The 20,813-nt window shown below is 55.6% G+C and carries 17 protein-coding genes; 15 read left to right on the forward strand and 2 right to left on the reverse strand.

Translation table 11 applies throughout. The features are described from left to right. The first annotated feature begins 76 nt into the window (after positions 1 to 76). The 5 genes from dalD to uspE all read left to right on the forward strand — a co-directional run bounded on the left by dalD (position 77) and on the right by uspE (position 6,548). Positions 77 to 1,462: a D-arabinitol 4-dehydrogenase gene (gene dalD / locus D9980_RS07530; RefSeq protein ID WP_121606922.1), complete on the forward strand. Its 1,386-nt coding sequence runs from the start codon at positions 77 to 79 to the stop codon at positions 1,460 to 1,462. A gap of 12 nt (positions 1,463 to 1,474) precedes the next feature. Further along, complete coding sequence (gene xylB, locus D9980_RS07535; RefSeq protein ID WP_121606923.1) at positions 1,475 to 2,938, forward strand: xylulokinase; 1,464 nt, start codon at positions 1,475 to 1,477, stop codon at positions 2,936 to 2,938. Between the two features lie 57 nt (positions 2,939 to 2,995). Then, complete coding sequence (locus tag D9980_RS07540) at positions 2,996 to 4,285, forward strand: MFS transporter (RefSeq protein WP_121606924.1); 1,290 nt, start codon at positions 2,996 to 2,998, stop codon at positions 4,283 to 4,285. Positions 4,286 to 4,694: 409 nt separating this feature from the next. After that, positions 4,695 to 5,459 carry an FNR family transcription factor gene (locus D9980_RS07545; RefSeq protein WP_024486036.1) on the forward strand — a complete coding sequence of 255 codons (765 nt, stop codon included), beginning with the start codon at positions 4,695 to 4,697 and terminating at the stop codon, positions 5,457 to 5,459. Between the two features lie 126 nt (positions 5,460 to 5,585). Continuing rightward, positions 5,586 to 6,548 (forward strand): universal stress protein UspE, encoded by a 963-nt coding sequence (gene uspE / locus D9980_RS07550; RefSeq protein ID WP_121606925.1) that lies wholly within the window; start codon positions 5,586 to 5,588, stop codon positions 6,546 to 6,548. Positions 6,549 to 6,612: 64 nt separating this feature from the next. Here uspE and fabV read toward each other — a convergent pair whose 3' ends face one another. Both fabV and D9980_RS07560 read right to left on the reverse strand, forming a co-directional pair. Next, on the reverse strand, positions 6,613 to 7,806 hold the full coding sequence (fabV, locus tag D9980_RS07555) for an enoyl-ACP reductase FabV (protein WP_024486034.1): 1,194 nt from the start codon (positions 7,804 to 7,806) through the stop codon (positions 6,613 to 6,615). Positions 7,807 to 7,961: 155 nt separating this feature from the next. Then, on the reverse strand, positions 7,962 to 8,780 hold the full coding sequence (locus D9980_RS07560; protein WP_024530145.1) for an IclR family transcriptional regulator: 819 nt from the start codon (positions 8,778 to 8,780) through the stop codon (positions 7,962 to 7,964). Positions 8,781 to 9,153: 373 nt separating this feature from the next. Here D9980_RS07560 and D9980_RS07565 point away from each other — a divergent pair, with 373 nt between their 5' ends. The 10 genes from D9980_RS07565 to ulaD all read left to right on the forward strand — a co-directional run bounded on the left by D9980_RS07565 (position 9,154) and on the right by ulaD (position 20,812). Further along, positions 9,154 to 10,695, forward strand: coding sequence for a sugar ABC transporter ATP-binding protein (locus D9980_RS07565; protein ID WP_121608976.1), 1,542 nt, complete (start codon positions 9,154 to 9,156; stop codon positions 10,693 to 10,695). Further along, entirely contained in the window at positions 10,685 to 11,770 is a 1,086-nt protein-coding gene (locus D9980_RS07570) for an ABC transporter permease (RefSeq protein WP_024486032.1), read from the forward strand. Before D9980_RS07565 ends, D9980_RS07570 begins: the two co-directional genes overlap by 11 nt. Positions 11,771 to 11,784: 14 nt before the next feature. Next, positions 11,785 to 12,885 (forward strand): substrate-binding domain-containing protein, encoded by a 1,101-nt coding sequence (locus D9980_RS07575; protein WP_121606926.1) that lies wholly within the window; start codon positions 11,785 to 11,787, stop codon positions 12,883 to 12,885. Positions 12,886 to 12,898: 13 nt separating this feature from the next. Next, entirely contained in the window at positions 12,899 to 13,747 is an 849-nt protein-coding gene (locus D9980_RS07580) for an SMP-30/gluconolactonase/LRE family protein (RefSeq protein ID WP_121606927.1), read from the forward strand. 999 nt (positions 13,748 to 14,746) lie between these two features. Continuing rightward, positions 14,747 to 15,745 carry a 3-dehydro-L-gulonate 2-dehydrogenase gene (yiaK, locus tag D9980_RS07585; RefSeq protein WP_121606928.1) on the forward strand — a complete coding sequence of 333 codons (999 nt, stop codon included), beginning with the start codon at positions 14,747 to 14,749 and terminating at the stop codon, positions 15,743 to 15,745. A gap of 9 nt (positions 15,746 to 15,754) precedes the next feature. Then, a complete protein-coding gene (locus D9980_RS07590) occupies positions 15,755 to 16,234 on the forward strand; it encodes a YhcH/YjgK/YiaL family protein (RefSeq protein WP_121606929.1) in 480 nt (159 codons plus the stop codon). Positions 16,235 to 16,295: 61 nt separating this feature from the next. Beyond that, positions 16,296 to 17,288 (forward strand): DUF4862 family protein, encoded by a 993-nt coding sequence (locus D9980_RS07595; RefSeq protein WP_121606930.1) that lies wholly within the window; start codon positions 16,296 to 16,298, stop codon positions 17,286 to 17,288. A gap of 82 nt (positions 17,289 to 17,370) precedes the next feature. After that, positions 17,371 to 18,669: an MFS transporter gene (locus D9980_RS07600; RefSeq protein WP_121606931.1), complete on the forward strand. Its 1,299-nt coding sequence runs from the start codon at positions 17,371 to 17,373 to the stop codon at positions 18,667 to 18,669. Then, positions 18,666 to 20,159 (forward strand): FGGY-family carbohydrate kinase, encoded by a 1,494-nt coding sequence (locus tag D9980_RS07605; RefSeq protein WP_121606932.1) that lies wholly within the window; start codon positions 18,666 to 18,668, stop codon positions 20,157 to 20,159. The genes D9980_RS07600 and D9980_RS07605 overlap by 4 nt, the downstream gene beginning before the upstream one ends. Beyond that, positions 20,156 to 20,812, forward strand: coding sequence for a 3-keto-L-gulonate-6-phosphate decarboxylase UlaD (gene ulaD, locus D9980_RS07610; RefSeq protein WP_121606933.1), 657 nt, complete (start codon positions 20,156 to 20,158; stop codon positions 20,810 to 20,812). The genes D9980_RS07605 and ulaD overlap by 4 nt, the downstream gene beginning before the upstream one ends. The last annotated feature ends 1 nt before the right edge of the window (position 20,813 follow it).

Here is a 20,813-nt window from a genome sequence, read left to right on the forward strand (position 1 = left end):
TACTCTATCGCCATTAACAGAGCAAATGCCCAATAAAAGGGCGGATGCCCTAAAATAACCTTTAGTGGAGAACGTTATGAGCAAACCAGTGAACTCTTCTCAGGCCATTTGGCTGCATATCGGCGCCGGATCTTTCCATCGTGCTCATCAGGCGTGGTATCTGCATCGGCTGATTGCAACGGGCGATAGCCGCTGGTCGATTGCGCTTGCCAACATTCGCGATGACGCCACGCCGTTACTGAATACGCTGGCTGAGCAACAAGGCCAATACGTGCTGGAGACCGTCACCCCACAGGGCGTACGTCAGTATGAAACCATTACCTCCATCAGCAAGGTCATTCCCTGGGATAACGAACTGGCCGCGTTGACCGCGCAGGGGGCCAAGCCAGAAACCCGCGTCATTTCCTTCACCGTCACCGAAGGCGGCTATTATCTGGATAATCAGTTCAACCTGGATCGCGCTAACGCCGATATTCAGGCCGATCTGCTGGGCGCCTGCCGCACCATTTACGGCACCATGGCCCAACTGTTGGCACGCAGAAAGCAGCTTAATGGTGACCCTGTCACGTTATTGAACTGCGATAACCTGCGCCATAACGGTGAACGCTTCCGTCACGGCCTGATGCAGTTCCTGCAACTGCGTAAAGAACCGGAGCTGATCGCCTGGATCGATAGCCACACCCGCTGCCCCAACACCATGGTTGACCGCATCACGCCACGGCCAGCGCCGGAAGTTGCCGAGCGCGTTGCCGAAGCCACCGGCTTCCAGGACCGTGCGCCAGTTATGGGGGAAGCCTTTATCCAATGGGTGATCGAAGATGATTTCATCAACGGGCGGCCAGCGTTGGAAAACGTCGGCGTCGAGATGGTTGAATCAGTGCTGCCCTATGAAGAAGCCAAGATCCGCATCCTCAACGCCAGCCATAGCTGCATTGCCTGGGCCGGTACGCTGATTGGCCAAAGCTATATTCATGAAAGCACCGGCACCCCAGCCATCCACCAGTTGGCTTATGACTATGTGACCCAGGACGTGATCCCTTCCCTGACGCCTAGCCCGCTCGACTTGGCCGCCTACCGTGACGTGGTTCTGGAACGCTTTAGCAACCCCTATATTCGCGATACCAACCAGCGCGTCGCCGCCGACGGTTTTTCCAAAATCCCCGGTTTCATTACCCCAACGCTGCAAGAGTGTTATCAGCGCGGCCAGGAGCCGAAAGCCACGGCCATGCTGCCTGCCCTGTTCTTTGTCTTTATGCAGCGCTGGCACCAAGGCCAACTGCCTTATGAATACCAGGACGGCATTCTGGACGCAGCAGCCGTGCACCAGATGTTCGCAGCGGCGGATCCGGTGGCGGTATTTGCCTCAGATGAGAAATTGTTCAGCACCTTGGCCCACAGCAGTGCCTTTAGCCAGCTGCTGCGCCAATCCATCGAGCGGGTTAACCACTGGCTGGCGCAATAAAGGGAGCGAACCATGTATCTAGGACTCGATTTAGGCACCTCAGAAATCAAAGCCGTGGTGATTGATGACCACGGCACCTTGATCGCCAGCGCCGGTGAACCGCTGGAAGTACAACGCCCGCATCCTCACTGGGCCGAGCAGGATCCGGCCGATTGGTGGCGGGCAACGCAGGCGGTGGTGAGCCGTTTGCGCGCCAAGATTCCGCAACAGTGGCCGCAAATCCGCTCGCTGGGGCTTTCCGGCCAGATGCACGGTGCGGTGCTGCTCAACCGTGATAATCAGGTTTTGCGCCCGGCGATTTTATGGAATGACACTCGCAGCGCCGAACAGTGCAAACAGTTGACGCAGAACGCACCGGAGTTGCATGACATTGCCGGTAACCTGGCGATGCCGGGATTCACCGCGCCCAAGCTGTTGTGGGTTGCCAGGCATGAACCGGACATCTTTGCGCAAATATCCACCGTGCTGCTGCCCAAGGACTTCCTGCGCTGGATGATGAGTGGCGACAAGGTTTCGGATATGTCGGACGCGGCTGGCACGCTGTGGCTCGACGTGGGCAAGCGGGACTGGTCAGATTCCTTGCTCGCTGCCTGTGGCCTCAACCGCGATCAAATGCCGCGTCTGGTAGAAGGCAACGAAGTCTCCGGCCAGTTGAAAGGCGATATTGCCCGCTCCTGGGGCCTTGCTGACAATATTATCATCGCCGGTGGCGGTGGAGATAACGCAGCCAGCGCGGTGGGCATCGGCGCGGTTAATCCAGGCGATGCGTTTATCTCGCTGGGAACGTCCGGCGTGCTGTTTGCCGTTAACGATCGCTTCCGCCCCAATCCACAATCCGCTGTCCATGCATTTTGCCATGCCTTGCCTGAGCGCTGGCATCAGATGAGCGTGATGCTTACCGCCGCCAGTGCCCTGCGCTGGTTCTGCCAACTGGTGGGCAGCAATGAACCCACGCTGTTGGCCGAAATTGCCCAGATGAACCTGGCGGAACAGCGCCTGGCCCCGGTCTTTCTGCCCTACCTGTCCGGTGAACGGACGCCGCATAACGATCCGCTGGCGACCGGTGCGTTCCACGGCCTGACCCACAGCCATCAGCGTGCGGCAATGGGCTATGCGCTACTGGAAGGCGTTGCCTTCGGCATGGCGGACGGCCTTGAGGTGCTTTCGCAGGCGGGGACCCGACTGGAACAATGCTCACTGATTGGCGGCGGCGCTCGTAGCGAACATTGGGCGCAACTGATGGCCGACGTGCTCGATCTGCCGGTGGTCACCCATCTCGGTGGCGAAGCCGGTGGCGCTTTGGGCGCGGCGCGGTTGGGATGGCTGGCAGCGGGTGGAACGGTGGAGCAGGTTTGCCACAAACCCGCCATCGATCGGCGCTTCCTGCCGGACGGCGAACGCCAACCTTTACTCGCGGAACGTCTGGCCACCTACCGTCAGCTCTATCAACAACAATTGGCCCTGCGCCGGGCATGATCCTGGCGCGGTAAAAAATAATAAGACTGTACCCTTACACCTATCCTGGAGTTTGTTATGCCACAAACACATAAACACTGGTTCGGCCTGCCAATGAACCTGTTCTGGGGCTACATCGCCATCGCCATTTTCATGAGCGGCGACGGCTTTGAGATGGCTTTTCTGTCTAAACACATCACCGATATGGGATTCACTCCGGCACAGTCGGCGCTGGTGTTTACCGTGTATGGCCTGGCAGCGGCGCTGGCGGCCTGGAGCTCAGGCGTGGTGGCCGAAATCATCACGCCACAAAAAGCCATGCGCATCGGCTTTATCCTGTGGCTGGTGATGCACGTGCTGTTTATGCTGTTTGGCCTGGGGATGCGTAACTACCCATTGATGTTGCTGTTTTACGGCATTCGTGGCCTGGCCTATCCGCTGTTTATCTATTCGTTTGTGATGTTGGTGGTGCAGAACGTCCCTAAACAGCAGCTCTCTTCCGCGATGGGCTGGTTCTGGGCGATGTACTCGATCGGCATCGGCTGTGTCGGCAGCTATCTGCCCAGCTTTACCATTCCGTTGATGGGCGAAACCGGCACCCTGTGGTTTGCCATTGCCTGGGTGGCTGCCGGTGGCTTGATGGCAATGTTCCTGCTGCGCAACGTGGGTGACGTCAGCCCCAAGGCCGATCTGTCACCGCAGGAGAAACTCAAAGAGCTTTCCCGTGCGGTGACGATCCTGTTCACCAACCGCAATATCTTCCTCTCCTGCCTGATCCGCATCATCAACACGCTGTCGCTGTTTGGCTTTGCGGTGATTATGCCGATGCTATATGTAGGCCGGCTGGGCTTTAGCATGTCCGAGTGGCTGCAAATTTGGGCGGTGTTCTTCTTTGTCACCATCTTCACCAACATTATGTGGGGCATTCTGGGGGAGAAAATCGGTTGGCTGCGCCAGGTACGCTGGTTTGGCTGCATCGGTTGCGCCATCTCCAGCCTGGCGTTTTACTACCTGCCGGTGCATTTTGGCCATAATTTCTGGATCGCGCTGGTGCCTGCGGTGATGCTTGGGATCACCGTTGCGGCCTTCGTCCCCATGACCGCAGTGTTCCCGGTGCTGGAACCCAACCACAAAGGCGCTGCCATCTCTATCTATAACCTTTCCGCTGGCCTGAGCAACTTCGCGGCCCCGGCCATCGCTTCTATTGTGCTGCCCTTCTTTGATATCGAAGGCGTAGTGTGGGTGTATACCGGTTTGTATCTGGTGGCGGCGGTGTTGACGCTGATCGTCAAAGTCGACCAGCCAGGACATAACAACGTCCCGCGCTATGTTCCGGCTAATGACGCTTTGGCTAAAAATAGCGCCTGATTTTAAAGCTGGGCGCAGCATGCTGCGCCCATTCGCTCCTGCACAGTACCGTCATCACTGGCGGGCTCATTCACCGCACAGATTTGTGTAGAAATATTTACTCGTTATCCTACGTTACCATCACGGATGAAAGCTATCCGCCCATTAATGCCCCTACAATCGATAAGACTAATCGCAGAAAGCCGATGATAATGCGAGATTTATTCGTTTTTCATATGGTTTTAGTCAATATCAGCCAGGCTTTTCCGAAGTCAATAAATCACTAAACATCAGTATGCTACGGAATGATGAGTAACAGCTCTGTTTAAAAATCACACAAAATGTCGCTATTGTTGTTCTTGCTGTACTTATCACCTGCCGCAAAAGATGTTAAAATTGACTCATATCAATTATTGCGTGAGCTTAATCTATGATCCCGGAAAAACGCGTGATTCGTCGTATCCAGTCTGGTGGTTGTGCGATCCATTGCCAAGACTGTAGCATCAGCCAATTGTGTATTCCTTTTACGCTGAATACGCATGAGCTGGACCAACTCGACAACATCATCGAGAGGAAAAAGCCGATCCAGAAAGGCCAAACGCTGTTTAAAGCCGGTGACGAACTGAAATCACTGTACGCCATCCGCTCCGGGACCATCAAAAGCTACACCATCACCGAACAGGGTGATGAACAAATTACCGGCTTCCATCTGGCGGGCGATCTGGTGGGCTTTGACGCCATTGGTGGCCTGAAGCATCCAAGCTTTGCTCAGGCGCTGGAAACCTCCATGGTCTGTGAAATCCCGTTTGAAACGCTGGACGACCTCTCAGGCAAAATGCCTAATCTGCGCCAGCAAATCATGCGTTTGATGAGTGGTGAGATCAAAGGCGACCAGGATATGATCCTGCTGCTGTCGAAGAAGAACGCCGAAGAGCGCCTGGCCGCTTTCGTGTATAACCTGTCACACCGCTTTGCCGAACGTGGCTTCTCACCGCGTGAGTTCCGTTTGACCATGACCCGTGGCGATATCGGCAACTATCTGGGCCTGACGGTGGAAACCATCAGCCGCCTGTTGGGGCGTTTCCAGAAAAGTGAAATCCTCAGCGTGAAAGGCAAATATATCACCATCGAAAACGCAGATGCCCTGTCACAACTGGCAGGTGTCGCACGCATCAACGTCTCCGTAAGCGCCTGATCCCCTACTGGGCCAATGATTCGCTGAAATTGTTGGCCTAGCCCCTCTCTGCCGCTGTTCTGTTTTTCAATGTTGGGTTACTCTGTATGTGAACAGACTGTTGATCTACAGCTGTAAGGAGGCCCTATGGCGAAGTATCAGAATCTACTGGTGGCTATTGACCCCAATCAGGACGATCAACCGGCGCTGCGCCGGGCTGTTTACCTGATCAAGCGGAACGGCGGGCGGATTAAGGCCTTCCTTCCTATCTATGATTTCTCTTACGAAATGACCACCCTGCTTTCCCCTGACGAAAGAACGGCGATGCGGCAAGGGGTGATCAGCCAACGGGCGGCGTGGATTAAAGAGCAATGCCGCTTCTATCTTGAAGACGGTGTCCCCATTGAAATCAAAGTGGTATGGCACAATCGCCCCTATGAGGCGATCATTCAGGAAGTGCTGAGCGGCAAGCACGATTTATTGTTGAAAATGGCCCATCAGCACGACAGGCTGGAATCAATGATCTTCACCCCGACAGACTGGCATCTGCTGCGCAAATGCCCTTGCCCGGTGTGGATGGTGAAAGACCAACCCTGGCCTGAAGGGGGGAAAGCGCTGGTGGCGGTTAATCTATCCAGCGAAGAGCCTTATCATGACCCACTCAATATCCGGCTGGTGAAAGAAACGCTCGAACTGGCGCAAAACGTCGATCAAACCGAAGTGCACCTGGTAGGTGCCTACCCGGTTACCCCGATCAATATCGCCATCGAACTGCCCGATTTTGACCCCAGCATCTATAACGATGCGATCCGCGGGCAGCACCTGATCGCCATGAAGGCGTTAAGGCAAAAATTCCACATCAACGAAGAATTCACCCACGTGGAGAAAGGCCTGCCGGAGGAAGTGATCCCGGACTTGGCCGAGCATTTGCAAGCGGGCGTAGTGGTGTTAGGTAGCTTGGGCCGCACCGGTATTTCTGCCGCGTTTATCGGCAATACCGCGGAACAGGTGATCGACCATCTGAAATGTGACCTGCTGGTGCTCAAGCCGGATGACTTCGACTGCCCGATCGTGATGGATGAAGACGACGAGCACGACGATGAGGATTGATTTCGGTACGTTATAAAACAAACAGGGCCCAATTGGGCCCTGTTTGACATTCTGGGGTAGGAAATTAAAGCTCTACCACATCGAAACGCACGTCTGGATTAACGTCCGCGTCATAATCCACTTCTTCCAGACCAAAGCCGAACAGGCGCAGGAACTCTTGCTTGTAGCCAGTGTAATCGGTCAGCTCGCTCAGGTTTTCGGAAGTGATTGACGGCCACAGATCGCGGCAAGCCTGCTGCACATCATCACGCAGTTCCCAGTCATCCATACGGATACGGGCATGATCGTCCAGCGGCATCTCTTCGCCATACAGACGGGTGTGCATCAAACGGGAAACCTGTTCCATGCAGCCTTCGTGAATGCCCTTCTCTTTCATGATCTTGAAGGCCATGGAGATATACAGCGGCATTACCGGAATGGCAGAAGAAGCCTGGGTGACCACGGATTTCAGCACGGCAACGTGTGCGGTGCCGCCCTTGGCAGCCAGATCGCCACGGATGGCGGTAGCTGCGCGATCCAAATCTTCTTTGGCGCGGCCCAAAGTACCGTGCCAGTAGATTGGCCAAGTCAGATCGGTACCGATGTAGGAGTAGGCAACGGACTTGGCACCTTCGGCCAGCACGCCCGCTTCTTCCAGCGCCGACATCCACAGTTCCCAATCCTGGCCGCCCATCACGGTGATGGTGTTCTGGATCTCTTCTTCGCTCGCCGGTTCAACAGTGGCGGTGATGATTTGGTCTTTGTTGGTATCGATAGCGGTGGTGGTGTAAACCTCACCGATTGGCTTCAGCGCGGAACGCACTACTTCGCCGGTATCTGGCATTTTACGCACCGGCGAAGCCAGCGAGTAAACCACCAAATCGATCTGGCCCAGGTCGGCTTTGATCAGCTCAATCACCTTGGCGCGGCATTCGTTGGAGAAGGCATCTCCATTGACGCTTTTCGCGTACAGGCCAGCTTCTTTAGCGGCTTTATCGAAAGCGGCCGAGTTGTACCAGCCAGCGGTAGCGGTTTTGCCTTCGCTGCCCGCTTTCTCGAAGAATACGCCGATGGTCGCAGCGTCGCTGCCAAAGGCGGTGGCAATACGGGAAGCCAGACCATAACCGGTAGATGCACCGATCACCAGCACACGTTTAGGGCCATTGGCAATCTTGCCCTGCGCTTTGGTGTAGGCAATCTGACGACGAACATTGGCTTCACAACCGACCGGATGAGTGGTGGTACAGATAAAACCGCGAACCTTAGGTTTGATAATCATATGGGTCTAGGATCCGTTAAAGGGATGAAATCGGGACATAAGATAACTCATTGTGTCCCTTTTTTGTGATCTGATGTGTTAGATTGCACAAATGTTGCGCAAATCTTGTTAAATTAAGCACAAACTCCGTCAGGGATCTGCCTTGTTAAGCAAAATCACCCCTGCGTCACAAACCCCAATTCCTGAGAGATGCGCCGCGTGGTCTCCAGCAACGGTTTCATCAACGACTGCACGCCAACCTGTTGCAGCTTGGCCGTAGGCAACGAAACCGAAACGGAATAAGGCACCCGTTGCTGAATATCGAACACCGGGGCAGCAATACAGGACACGCCCAGCTCGTTTTCTTCGCGATCCATCGCCACGCCCTGCTTGCGGATATCCGCCAACTCCTCATACATCTTCGGCAATTCGGTAATGGTGTTACGCGTCAGCACCTGGATCTCCTGTTGGTGGGTTTGCCAATAGTGATCCGGATAGTCGCTCTTGCCATAGGCCATGAAAATTTTGCCCATCGCCGAACAGTACAACGGCATATGCTGGCCGATGTAAGCGCGGGTACGCATCATGCCGGTGGTCGGCTCCAGCTTGTAGATCAGGATCACGTGATCGTCTTCCCGGCTGGAGAAGTTGACCGTTTCCCCCACTTCCAGGTTCAACTGCTCCAAATGAGGGGCAGCCACGTGGATGATGTTCAATGAAGAAAGCGCCTTTTGACCAATAGAAATGAATTTGGTGGTCAGGCGGTAACTGCCTGGGGAAGGCGCCTGCGTGACATAGCCACTGGTATGCAGCCCTTGTAACAGGCGGTGCACGGTGCTTTTGTTCATCTCTGCCAGCTCGGACAGGTGCGCCAGTGGGCAACCATTAGGGAAATTGCTCAGTATTTCAATTAGCTGCAAACCACGAAACAGGCTTTGGCTGCCCAGGGGTTTGTCTTTTTTGTCATCTTTTTCGTCAACAGCTTTCAGGCTCATAGCGAAGTCTCTCCATTGTTGAGCCGCCAGCCGTTGCCACGGCGTAAGAAGCGGACCTACTGGGGGAGAATGTTACTCCAAGGACCGCATCAGGTGAAGTTGGAACGCCGTATCATTTTCAGTAGCGAGGTTAAAACCCGCAACATTCCGGCAACCTTATAAGTGAGTTGTACGTCACAAATTGACAAAATTAAAAATAATCCATTGTTTATTAAAGAGAATTAAAACCGTCCCGGCTTTGCTTTAGCTCGACGTTAGGCATATCATTTTTGAAATCTGATTTCGCATGTTGAAATTTAAGGTTGATTTAAACAGCAGTAGTTCATTTATTGGCATCGCGCTGATGGCGCGAACCGACACAGGGGCGCATCACATGACTCAAGGCAATGCGGATCAACCCATTCTTACGCTCAGCCATATCGTCAAGCGTTTTGGCGGCAACATCGCGGTTAACGACGTCAGCCTGCAGGTGATGCCCGGAGAAGTGCTGGCGCTGCTAGGAGAAAACGGCGCGGGTAAATCCACGTTGATCAAAGTCCTGGCAGGAGTGTATCCGCGCGATGGCGGCGATATCCACTTTCAAGGTAACAGCATTGCCTCGGCGGCGGCGATTAAAAGTGATAGCCGCCAGCCGATTGCCTTTATCCATCAGGATCTGGGCCTGATTGAATGGATGACGGTAGCGGAGAATATGGCGCTGGTGATGGGGTTTCCCCGCCGTTTCGGGCTGATCGACTGGCGTGCCATTCGCCGCCGTGCGCTGGAAGCCCTACAGGATGTTGGGATTGCCCTGGACCCAGACGCGCGCGTATTTGAACTTTCCCGCACGGAGAAGTCGTTGCTGGCCATTGCCAGAGCGGTGGCGGTGAATGCCGAACTGCTGGTGTTGGATGAACCTACCGCTTCCCTACCCGCCAACGACGTACGCCACCTGTTTGCGGTGATCAACCGGCTGCGCGCCAAAAAGGTCGGCATGATTTACGTCACCCATCGTCTGGATGAAGTGATTGAAATAGCCGATCGGGTTTGCGTGATGCGTGACGGGCGCTACGTTGCCGGGGGCAACACTGCCGATTATTCCCTGCGCGATCTGGTGCAGATGATCGTGGGTGAAGCGATGGCGGAAGATCAGCGTGAACCGCTGCCGCAGCACCAGCCGCCGGTGTTGCAACTGCATAACGTCAGCGTCGGGGATATCGGCCCAGTCAGCTTCGATTTACAACCGGGTGAGATGCTCGCTCTTGCCGGGCTGCGCGGTGCTGGCCAGGAAGAGATTGGCCGCCTGCTGTTTGGCCTGCGCCAGCGAGACAGCGGCGAAATCCAGTTCCGCGATAAACCTTACGCCGCCAGTACCCCACAACAGGCGATGGCTTGTGGCGTGTCTCTGGTCGCAGGCGATCGTACCGGCGAAAGCCTGGTGATGTCGATGAGCGTGCGGGAAAACCTGTTTATCAACCCCTGTGCCAGCGGCCATAAGCTGTTCTCGCGCTATAGCCGCCGCGCCGAAATCGGTGCCAGCTGGTGGAAGGTGCAACTGTTCGACGTACGCCCCAAGGACGTCAATATCGATATCAGCGCCCTGTCCGGCGGCAATCAGCAAAAAGTGGTGATGGCCCGCTGGATGCACCTTGCGGCACCGTTACTGATCCTGGAAGACCCTACTGCCGGGGTCGACGTGGGCGCCCGCGCCGAAATCTATCATCTGTTAAATAAATCCCTGGCAGCCGGCGTGGCGGTATTGGTGATCTCCAACGATTTTGAAGAGATCGCGCATATCTGTAACCGCGCCCTGGTGTTTAACCGGGGAAAAGTGGTGGGCGAGTTGAAGAACCAGCAGGTCTCGTTCGCCAATTTATTGGAGCTGGCCTCGGCCAGCACCGGGGAAGCCGTTGTGGAGGAATACCATGTCGAATAAAACGTCCGTCAAATCAACGGCGCTGGAACAGCGTGTCAGCCTGGGGCAGGACGGCTTCGGGCCGTGGCTGATGCAAATCATCACCCGCTATGGCCTGCTGCTGCTGTGTATTGCGCTGGTGATCGTCTTTTCGCTTACCACGCCGTCGTTCGCCTCGATGCTGACGGTACAGGCGATCCTCTCCAGCAAGGCCAAGATCGCCCTGCTGGCGCTGGCGGCCACCATTCCGATGATCGTCGGCAAGATCGACCTGAACGTCGGTTTCGGTATCGTGCTGTGGCACATCTTGGCGATCACCTTACAGGTGGAATATGGCTTCTCCTGGCAGATGGCGGTGTTGACCGTGCTGGTCGTTTCCGCGCTTTATGGCCTGCTTAACGGCATTTTGGTAGCGCTGGCGGATATCGACAGCTTCGTGGCAACCCTGGGTTCCGGCACCGTGCTGTATGCGGTGGCGCTGTGGCACTCCGGCGGGCGGCAGATTGTCGGCGACCTGCCCGATGCCTTTATCGCCCTGCATCACACCGAAATTGCCGGGATCCCGATTGTGGCCTTCTACGTGCTGATCGTCGCCGTCATCCTGTGGCTGATCACCGAACATACTCCGCTGGGCCGCTGCATGTACGCGGTAGGCGGCAATCCGGCTGCGGCGCGGCTTAATGGTATTTCGGTCAATCGCTTCACCATTGGCGCCTTTATCGCCTCAAGCGTGCTCACCGGTTTCAGCGGCGTGCTGATCGCTGCCGAACAGGGCGTAGGCCAGGCCAGCGTCGGGATGGATTACCTGTTACCCGCCCTGGTGGGCGCATTTCTCGGCAGTACCACCATTCGCCCAGGGCGGGTGAACGTCTGGGGCACCGTGGTCGGCATTGCCATTCTGGCGATCGGCATCGCGGGGATCCAACAGTTTGGTGGAGAGTTCTGGGTCGAACCGTTATTCAACGGCGCAACGCTGCTGCTGTCAATCACATTGGCCGGTTATGCCCAACGCCGTCGGTTACTCAATCAGAAAGCAGTACAACGCAGTCAGGCGGCATCTGCCGACAACAACAACCAAAAAGCGATCAATCCTTAATCAGGAGCACAGCCATGAAACATTGTTGGATTTTGCCCGGGATCACCACTCTGCTGTTGGCCACCTCACCGGCCTGGGCAGATGCCTATCTCGATCAGGCCACCGCAGCGGTAGCCAAAGCCACTGCCAGCAGTACCCAATGGGATGGCCCCACCAGCGGGCCGCTGCTGCAGGCGAACAAGAAAATCATCTTTATTGCCTCCGACATGAAGAACGGCGGCGTGCAGGGTGTGCAACAAGGTCTGAGCGAAGCGGCCAAGGTGGCGGGCTGGCAGTTGGAAACGCTGGACGGTGGCGGTTCGGTGAAAGACCAACTGTCATCGCTGAATCAGGCCATTGCCCAAAAGCCAGACGGGATCGTGATCGGCGGCTGGAACCCTAACGTGGCTAAAATCCCGCTGAAAAAGGCGGTGGCTCAGGGGATCGTTCTGACAGCCTGGCATGCAGTGCCGGAGCCTGGCCCTATCGCCAAATACGATGTGTTCTATAACGTGACCTCCGATTCCAATGAGGTAGCGCGCATCGCCGCACAATACGCGGTCGTGAAATCCGGTGGGCAGGCCAACGTGCTGATCTTTACCGATTCGCTGTACCAAATCGCCCTGGACAAAGCCAACGTGATGAAAGAGGAAGTGGCTAAATGCAGCGGCTGTAAGCTGGTGGAGTTTATCGACACCCCGCTGGCAGATACCGCCAGCCGCATGCCAGCCATGACCTTCAGCCTGTTGCAGAAATACGGCGACAAGTTCCAGTACGCACTGGCGATCAACGATCTGTATTTCGATTTTATGGCCCCGGCGCTGAAAACAGCCGGCAAAGGCGGCAGCAATGCGCCGTTTAATATCTCGGCCGGTGACGGCTCCATTTCTGCCTACCAACGCATTCGTTCCGGTGACAGCCAGTCTGCCACCGTGCCCGAGCCGCTGAAGCTGCACGGCTGGCAGTTGCTGGATGAGTTTAACCGTGCCTTCGCCAAGCAGGCTCCTTCCGGTTACGTGACTCCGGCCCATCTGGTCACCCGCGAGAACATCGCCAATGACGGTGGCCCGAATAACCTGTATGACCCGCAAAATGACTATCAGGGCCATTACAAAACGATTTGGGGCGTGAAGTAATCGGGAGGCTGAGATGATCGAACAACGACTGGAACGTTTGTGTTCCCCCGCCATCTGGGCCGAAGGCCCGGTATGGCTACCACAGCAGGACGCCGTGGTATTCAGTGATGTGAAAGGCAACCGCATGTTCCGCTGGGAACGCAATGGCGAGCTCAGCATATGGCGTGCCGCATCCAACTATGCCAACGGTAATGCCCGAGACGCCGAGGGGCGCGTCATCAGCTGTGAACACGGGCGGCGGGGTATCAGCCGCACCGAGCACGACGGCAGTGTCCAACTGCTGGTCGACCGGGTGGATGGCAAGCGCTTCAACTCACCGAACGACATCGTGGTGCGTTCCGACGGCACATTATGGTTTACCGATCCGCCTTACGGCATCATCGGCGATGAAGAGGGCTACAAGTCGGAAAGCCAGGTGATCGGCTGTTATCTGTATTGCTTCGATCCCCGTGATGGCTCGTTGAACATTGCCGCCAGCGATCTGCAACGGCCCAACGGCCTGGCCTTCTCGCCAGATGAAAGCCAGCTGTACGTGGCCGATATGTCGATTATTGACTTCCCTACCCTTGGGCGTCGCGAGTTGCGGGTCTATCAGGTGGAAGGACGGGAGTTAATGGCTGGCAGGCATTTTGCTCAGGTCACACCGGGGATCCCGGACGGCTTCTGCCTGGATAGCGCCGGTAACCTGTTTTGCAGCTGTGCCGACGGCGTGATTATCTTTAATCCGCGCGGGGAGCAAGTTGGCAAAATTCCCGTACTGGAGTGTGTTTCCAACTGCACCTTCGGCGGGCCGGAAGGCAATGAACTCTACATTACCGCCACCACATCGTTGTACCGCATTGTCCTGAATACCCACGGGTAAAAGCGGCATTTCAATGATGTTGGGTAAGGGATGTTTGCCAATTAAGGTTACCGTTGCCCCTCACCCCAACCCTCTCCCACTGTAGAGGTTGGAGATCACATCAATACGGGTTTGGGGAGAGGGAGCAAGTCCAGAGCCGCTGTCAGGTACAGGTGCCAAAATGTAGCACGTTTAGTCCCCTCTCAATGATGTTGGGTAAGTGAGGTTTGCCAATTAAGGTTACCGTTGCCCCTCACACCAACCCCTCCCACTGTCTGTCTCTTATACACATCTCAAGTTGCGGTCAAATGGCCGTAATTTGAGAAACATAGCAGGCTGATTTTAAAGAGAATTTTTCCGAGCGCCCTATTGATGCGCTTGAAATAATTCCCATAAAAAACAGTAAGATGCCGAGTTGTGTATAAGAGACAGCCCACTGTAGAGGTTGGAGATCACATCAATACGGGTTTGGGGGAGAGGGAGCAAGTCCAGAGCCGCTGTCAGGTACAGGTGCCAAAATGTAGCACGTTTAGTCCCCTCTCAATGATGTTGGGTAAGAGAGGTTTGCCAATTAAGGTTACCGTTGCCCCTCACCCCAACCCCCACTGTAGAGGTTGGAGATCACATCAATACGGGTTTGGGAGAGAGGGAGCAAGTCCAGAGCCGCTGTCAGGTACAGGTGCCAAAATGTAGCACGTTTAGTCCCCTCTCCCTTTGGGAGAGGGTTAGGGTGAGGGGAGATTGCTGCGCGCATTTCTTCGCTTAGCCGACAAAAATCAAGTAAGGGGGGAGTTTGCCTCTCCCTGCTTTGTTACGTCTGTAGCACGCCAAACCCCTCAAACTGTGTTGTCGATCACATAATCGTCAGGTTAATTTAACCAACTGTTTTTACGCGATAATTTCCTATACTCCGGCTTTGACTTCGTCCCAACAGGGGTATAGCATTTATTTGAAATGCAATTTCGCATATTGAAATTCAAAGAACACAAAACATGCAGTTCACCATAAGGGAGAAGCAGTATGAGAGTGAGCTATACCGAGTTAAAACAGCAATTCAAACGCGTGTTGCTGGCACGGGGCCTGGCGGAACCCACGGCAGATGAGTGTGCCACCCTGTTCGCCGATACCACCGAAAGCGGCGTCTATTCCCACGGGGTCAACCGCTTCCCACGCTTTATTCAGCAGTTGGACGCGGGTGATATCGTGCCTGACGCCGAACCGAGCAAGCTGCTGTCGTTAGGCGCAATCGAACAGTGGGATGCCCATCAGGGCATTGGCAACCTGACCGCCCGCAAGATGATGGATTGCGCCATGCAGTTGGCAGATCAACACGGGATTGGCCTGGTGGCGTTGCGTAATGCCAACCACTGGATGCGTGGTGGAGGTTACGGCTGGCAAGCGGCAGAAAAAGGCTATATCGGCATTTGCTGGACCAACTCGATCGCCGTCATGCCACCTTGGGGGGCTAAAGAGTGCCGTATCGGCACTAACCCGCTGATTGTCGCCGTGCCGAGTAATCCCATCACCATGGTAGATATGTCGATGTCGATGTTCTCCTACGGCGCGCTGGAAATGAATCGCCTGGCGGGCAAAAAACTGGCGGTGGACGGCGGTTTTGATAACGACGGCAACCTGACGCGCGATCCGGCCACCATCGAAGAAAATCGGCGTATCTTGCCGATGGGTTATTGGAAAGGTTCTGCGCTGTCGATAGTGCTGGATATGATCGCCACCCTGCTCTCCGGTGGTTCATCGGTCGCCGAGGTTACCGAAGATAACCGCGATGAATACGGCATTTCGCAGGTGTTTATCGCCATTGAGATCGACCGCCTGATCGACGGCAAAACCCGTGATGAAAAACTGCAGCGCATTATGGATTACGTTACCAGCGCCGAGCGTGATAACCCAGAAGTCGCCATTCGCTTGCCGGGCCACCGCTTCCCGCACGTCCGCGCCGAAAATCAACGCGATGGCATCCCGGTAGACGATCGCGTCTGGGCCCGCATTCAGACACTTTAAGGAGCAGTTATGATCTTCGGCCATATTGCCCATACGGCAGCAGAACACTATCCCCCGGCGATTGCCAAAGCCGTGGCCTATTTGCAGAACACCGACTTTACCGCCCTGTCTGCCGGGCGTTATGAGGATCCTGAAACCGGTTATGTGATACAGGTTCTGGATCTTCACACGCAACATAAAGATGAGTTGCGCCCTGAAGTACACCGTAAAAATATCGACGTGCAGTTCCTGGTAAGTGGTACTGAATTAATAGGCGTTGCGGCGGACAGAGGAAACAACGTTATTCATCAGGAATTATTAGCGCAGCGCGACATTATTTTCTATCAGGATGTGGAAGACGAATCCTGGTTAACCATGCAGCCCGGTAATTTTGCGGTATTTTATCCGCAAGATATCCATCGCCCTGCCTGTATTAATCAAACGCCCTGCGATATCAGAAAGGTGGTGGTGAAAATACCGATAACATTACTTTCCAGCACGATGAAATAAAGACTGTCTCATAACGTGAATTTAGCCGTTTCATTGATTGCGATAATATCAGGTGAAAAATATGGAAAACACAACGCCGGGCTTTATTATTGGTGCTTATCCTTGTGCACCTTCATTTCATCAGCTCGAACGTGAAAAGGAAGTTCAATTCTGGGATCGGCTGGCTGAACTGCCGCTGATCCGTGGGCTGGAGCAACCTTGTCTGGACGATCTGCATCCTTATGGTGACGATTTCTTGCTTAAGCAGATCCCCAACCACTGGCAACTGGTGCTTACCGCGGTAATGGGGACTATGCAACGACGCGGCAGCGGGCGGGATTTTGGCCTCGCCGCCCGTAATGAGGAAGAGCGCCAGGCAGCGGTGGATTATATCCGTTCAATACATGACAACGTTAAGCGAACCAACGATCGCGCCGGTCGCCAACAGGTGGTAGCCCTGGAGCTTCAATCGGCCCCCAACCGGCAGGAAAAAGACAGTGCGGCGGCGCGGCAGGCCTTCATTGCCTCATTGGAAGACATTGCCGGTTGGCACTGGGAATGCGATTTGGTAATTGAGCACTGCGATGCGCTGACCGGGCCCATGCCACGCAAGGGTTTCCTGACGCTGGAAGATGAGATCATCGCGGCGCAGGCGATTAACCGCCACTTTGGCGATACGCTAACCCTGGCCATCAACTGGGGCCGTTCTGCTATTGAAGGGCATAATAACCATCTGCCTTTGCAACAGGTGAAACAGTGCCAACAGGCAGGGTTATTAAGCGCCCTGATGTTCTCCGGCACCGCCAGCCAAGGTGCTTATGGCGAATGGGAGGATACTCATGCGCCCTTTGCCCCATTCGATGGCAGCCATTATGTTTGCCATGAATCATTAATGACGCTGGACAGTGCGCGGCAATTATTTAATCAGGCTCCGCTGGCAGAATTAAAATATGCCGGTATCAAATTACTGTCCACCTCGGCACAAGAGAGTGTCGAACAAAGGATTGCTATTATCAAGGATGGTATCAACGCCCTAGCGTTAAGCAGTGGCCTAATCACAACATCAATAAGATAGAACATCAAATAATACCCATGAAACGGTAAACAATAATACGGATTTATTCCGAGCCCCCTACTTATGCGAAGGTATCAATAACATGAATACTGCTTCTGTTGCTGTTAGCCAAAGTCAGGCCATACCCAGATTACGCTGGCTGAGAATTGTGCCGCCTATTCTGATTACCTGCATTATTTCTTATATGGACCGCGTTAATATCGCCTTCGCCATGCCTGGTGGCATGGACGCCGAATTGGGGATCACCGCCTCAATGGCCGGATTGGCGGGCGGCATCTTCTTTATCGGTTATCTGTTCCTGCAAGTGCCCGGCGGCAAGCTGGCGGTTAACGGTAACGGCAAGAAGTTTATTGGCTGGTCGCTGCTGGCCTGGGCGGTGATCTCGGTGCTGACCGGTTTGGTGACCAATCAATACCAACTGCTGTTCCTACGTTTTGCCTTGGGTGTTTCCGAGGGCGGTATGCTGCCGGTAGTGCTGACCATGATCAGCAACTGGTTCCCGGACAAGGAACGGGGCCGTGCCAACGCTATCGTGATCATGTTCGTGCCGATCGCCGGTATCCTCACCGCCCCGCTATCCGGCTGGATCATCACCGCCTGGGACTGGCGCATGCTGTTCCTGGTGGAAGGTGGCCTGTCACTGGTGGTAATGGCGTTGTGGTGCTTCACCATCAGCAACCGCCCGCAGGAAGCGAAGTGGATTTCGCAGGCAGAAAAAGACTACCTGATCAAAACCCTGCATGACGAACAACTGCTGATCAAAGGCAAAACGGTGCGCAATGCTTCGCTGCGGCGCGTGCTGGGCGACCGGATCATGTGGCAACTGATCCTGGTTAACTTCTTCTACCAAACCGGGATCTACGGCTACACCCTGTGGCTGCCCACCATTCTGAAGGGCCTGACCAACGGCAATATGGAACAGGTAGGCTGGCTTGCCGTGCTGCCTTACATTGGTGCCATTTTCGGCATGCTGATCGTTTCCACCTTGTCCGATCGTACCGGTAAACGCAAAGTCTTCGTTGCCCTGCCGCTGGCCTGCTTTGCTATTTGCATGGCGCTTTCCGTGCTGCTGAAAGATCACATCTGGTGGTCTTATGCCGCGTTAGTCGGCTGCGGCGTGTTTATTCAGGCGGCGGCCGGTGTGTTCTGGACTATTCCCCCCAAATTATTCAACGCCGAAGTGGCCGGTGGCGCACGCGGCGTGATCAATGCCTTGGGCAACCTCGGTGGCTTCTGCGGCCCCTATATGGTCGGCGTGCTGATCACTCTGTTCAACAAGGACGTTGGCGTTTATAGCCTGGCTGCCTCACTGGCGATCGCCGCACTGCTGGCGCTGATGTTACCCAACAAATGCGACCAGGTCGCCGGGAGCGAGCAATGAAATACTGGCTAGGGCTCGATTGCGGCGGCACCTTTATCAAGGCCGGATTGTATGACGCCGAGGGTAAAGAACTGGGCATTGCCCGCCGTAATCTGGCAATCGTTGCCCCACAGCCTGGCTGGGCGGAGCGGGATATGCCCGCGCTATGGCAAACCGCCGCCAGCGTGATCCGTGAGGTGTTGGAACACAACGGTATCGCCGCGGCAGCCGTTCAGGGGCTGGGGATTTCGGCCCAGGGTAAAGGCGTGTTCCTGTTGGATAAACAGGGGCAACCGCTGGGTAACGCCATTCTGTCTTCCGATCAGCGGGCACTGGCTCAGGTGATGGCCTGGCAACAAGCAGGCATGCCGCAAGACCTGTACGAGCAAACTCGTCAAACCCTATGGACCGGCCATCCGGTTTCGCTGCTGCGCTGGATCAAGCAGCATCAACCCGAGCGTTACGCCCAGATCGGCAGCGTGCTGATGGGGCATGACTACCTGCGTTACTGCCTGACAGGCGAACTGGCCTGTGAAGAAACCAATATCTCCGAATCCAATCTGTATCAGATGGAGCGCGGCTGTTATGACCCGGCGCTGGCACAGCTGCTTGGCATCGGCGAGATCATGTCAGCCCTACCGCCGATTGTCGGTTCTGCCGAGATCGCCGGGCGCGTTAGTGCTGAAGCCGCGGCGTTGAGCGGCTTGCAAGTCGGCACCCCGGTGGTAGGCGGTTTGTTTGACGTGGTATCCACCGCACTCTGTGCCGGGCTGCAGGATGAAACCCGACTCAACGCAGTGATGGGCACCTGGTCGGTCACCAGCGGGATCACCGCAACGATCGCTTCCGACTCCGGCTATCCGTTCGTTTATGGCCGCCATGCCGAGCAAGGCAAATACATCGTCCACGAAGCCAGCCCTACCTCCGCAGCCAATCTGGAGTGGTTTTGCCAGCAATGGGGCTTGCAAGACTACGCGCAGCTCAACCGTTGGGTGGCTGACCTACCCAAGGCTGGCAGCCAGTTGCTGTTTGCCCCCTTCCTTTATGGCTCCAACGCCGGGCTGGGATTGAGTGCCAGCTTCTACGGTATGCAGGCCTTCCATCAACGAGAACACCTGGTACAGGCGATTTTCGAGGGCGTGGTGTTCTGCCATATGACCCATCTGAACCGTATGCGGCAACGTTTCCCCCAGACCAAGGCGCTGCGCGTCACCGGGGGGCCTGCTAAATCGACTCCCTGGATGCAAATGTTTGCCGACGTCAGCGGCTTACCGGTTGAGCTCCCGCAGGTGGAGGAAACCGGCTGTTTAGGTGCAGCAATGGCTGCCATGGTGGGCACCGGCGCTTTCAGCGACTTTGCCGCCGCGCAGCGGACATTGGCTCCACGCATCGAAACCGTTCTGCCAGATCCCGCCGCTCAGGATGCTTACCACCGTAAATACCAACGTTATCAGGCGCTGGTTGCCACGCTACAAACGCTGCAACACGGCGACTTTCAGGAGGCTTTATGACCATCAAACCGCGCCTGCAGTTGGCGCTCGATCACACCCGGCTGGATGCCGCTCTGCAAACGGTCGACCGTCTGCATCCGTACGTCGACATCATCGAAGCGGGGACCATTTTATGCATCAGCGCCGGGATCCAGGCAGTGAGCGCCCTGCGTGAACGTTGCCCGCAACATACGCTGGTCGCCGATCTGAAGGTGGCCGATGCCGGAGCTACCCTGGCCGAACAGGCTTTTTCGCAGGGAGCCAACTGGATGACAGTGATATGCGCAGCCCCCTTGGCCACCATGGCTAGCGCGTTGGAGGTGGCCGAACGCTACCGGGGCGAAATCCAGATCGAACTGTTTGGCCGCTGGACGTTGGAAGATGCCAAAGCCTGGCGCGATCTGGGTATCAAACAGGCGATTTACCACCGGGGCCGCGATGCACAGGCCAGCGGGCAAACCTGGGGCCAACAGGATCTGGACACCATGAAGGCGCTGTCCGATCTGGGGATTGAGCTTTCGGTTACCGGCGGGATCGTCCCGGCCGATTTGCCGCTGTTTAAAGACATCGCCGTGACGGCGTTTATTGCCGGGCGTGCGCTGGCCGAGGCTGCCGATCCGGTGGTGGCCGCACGTCAGTTCCATACCGCCATTGATGACATTTGGAGATCTTGAT

Origin of the sequence: Serratia sp. 3ACOL1 (assembly GCF_003668775.1) — a bacterium.
GTDB classification, from domain to species: Bacteria; Pseudomonadota; Gammaproteobacteria; order Enterobacterales; family Enterobacteriaceae; genus Chania; species Chania fonticola.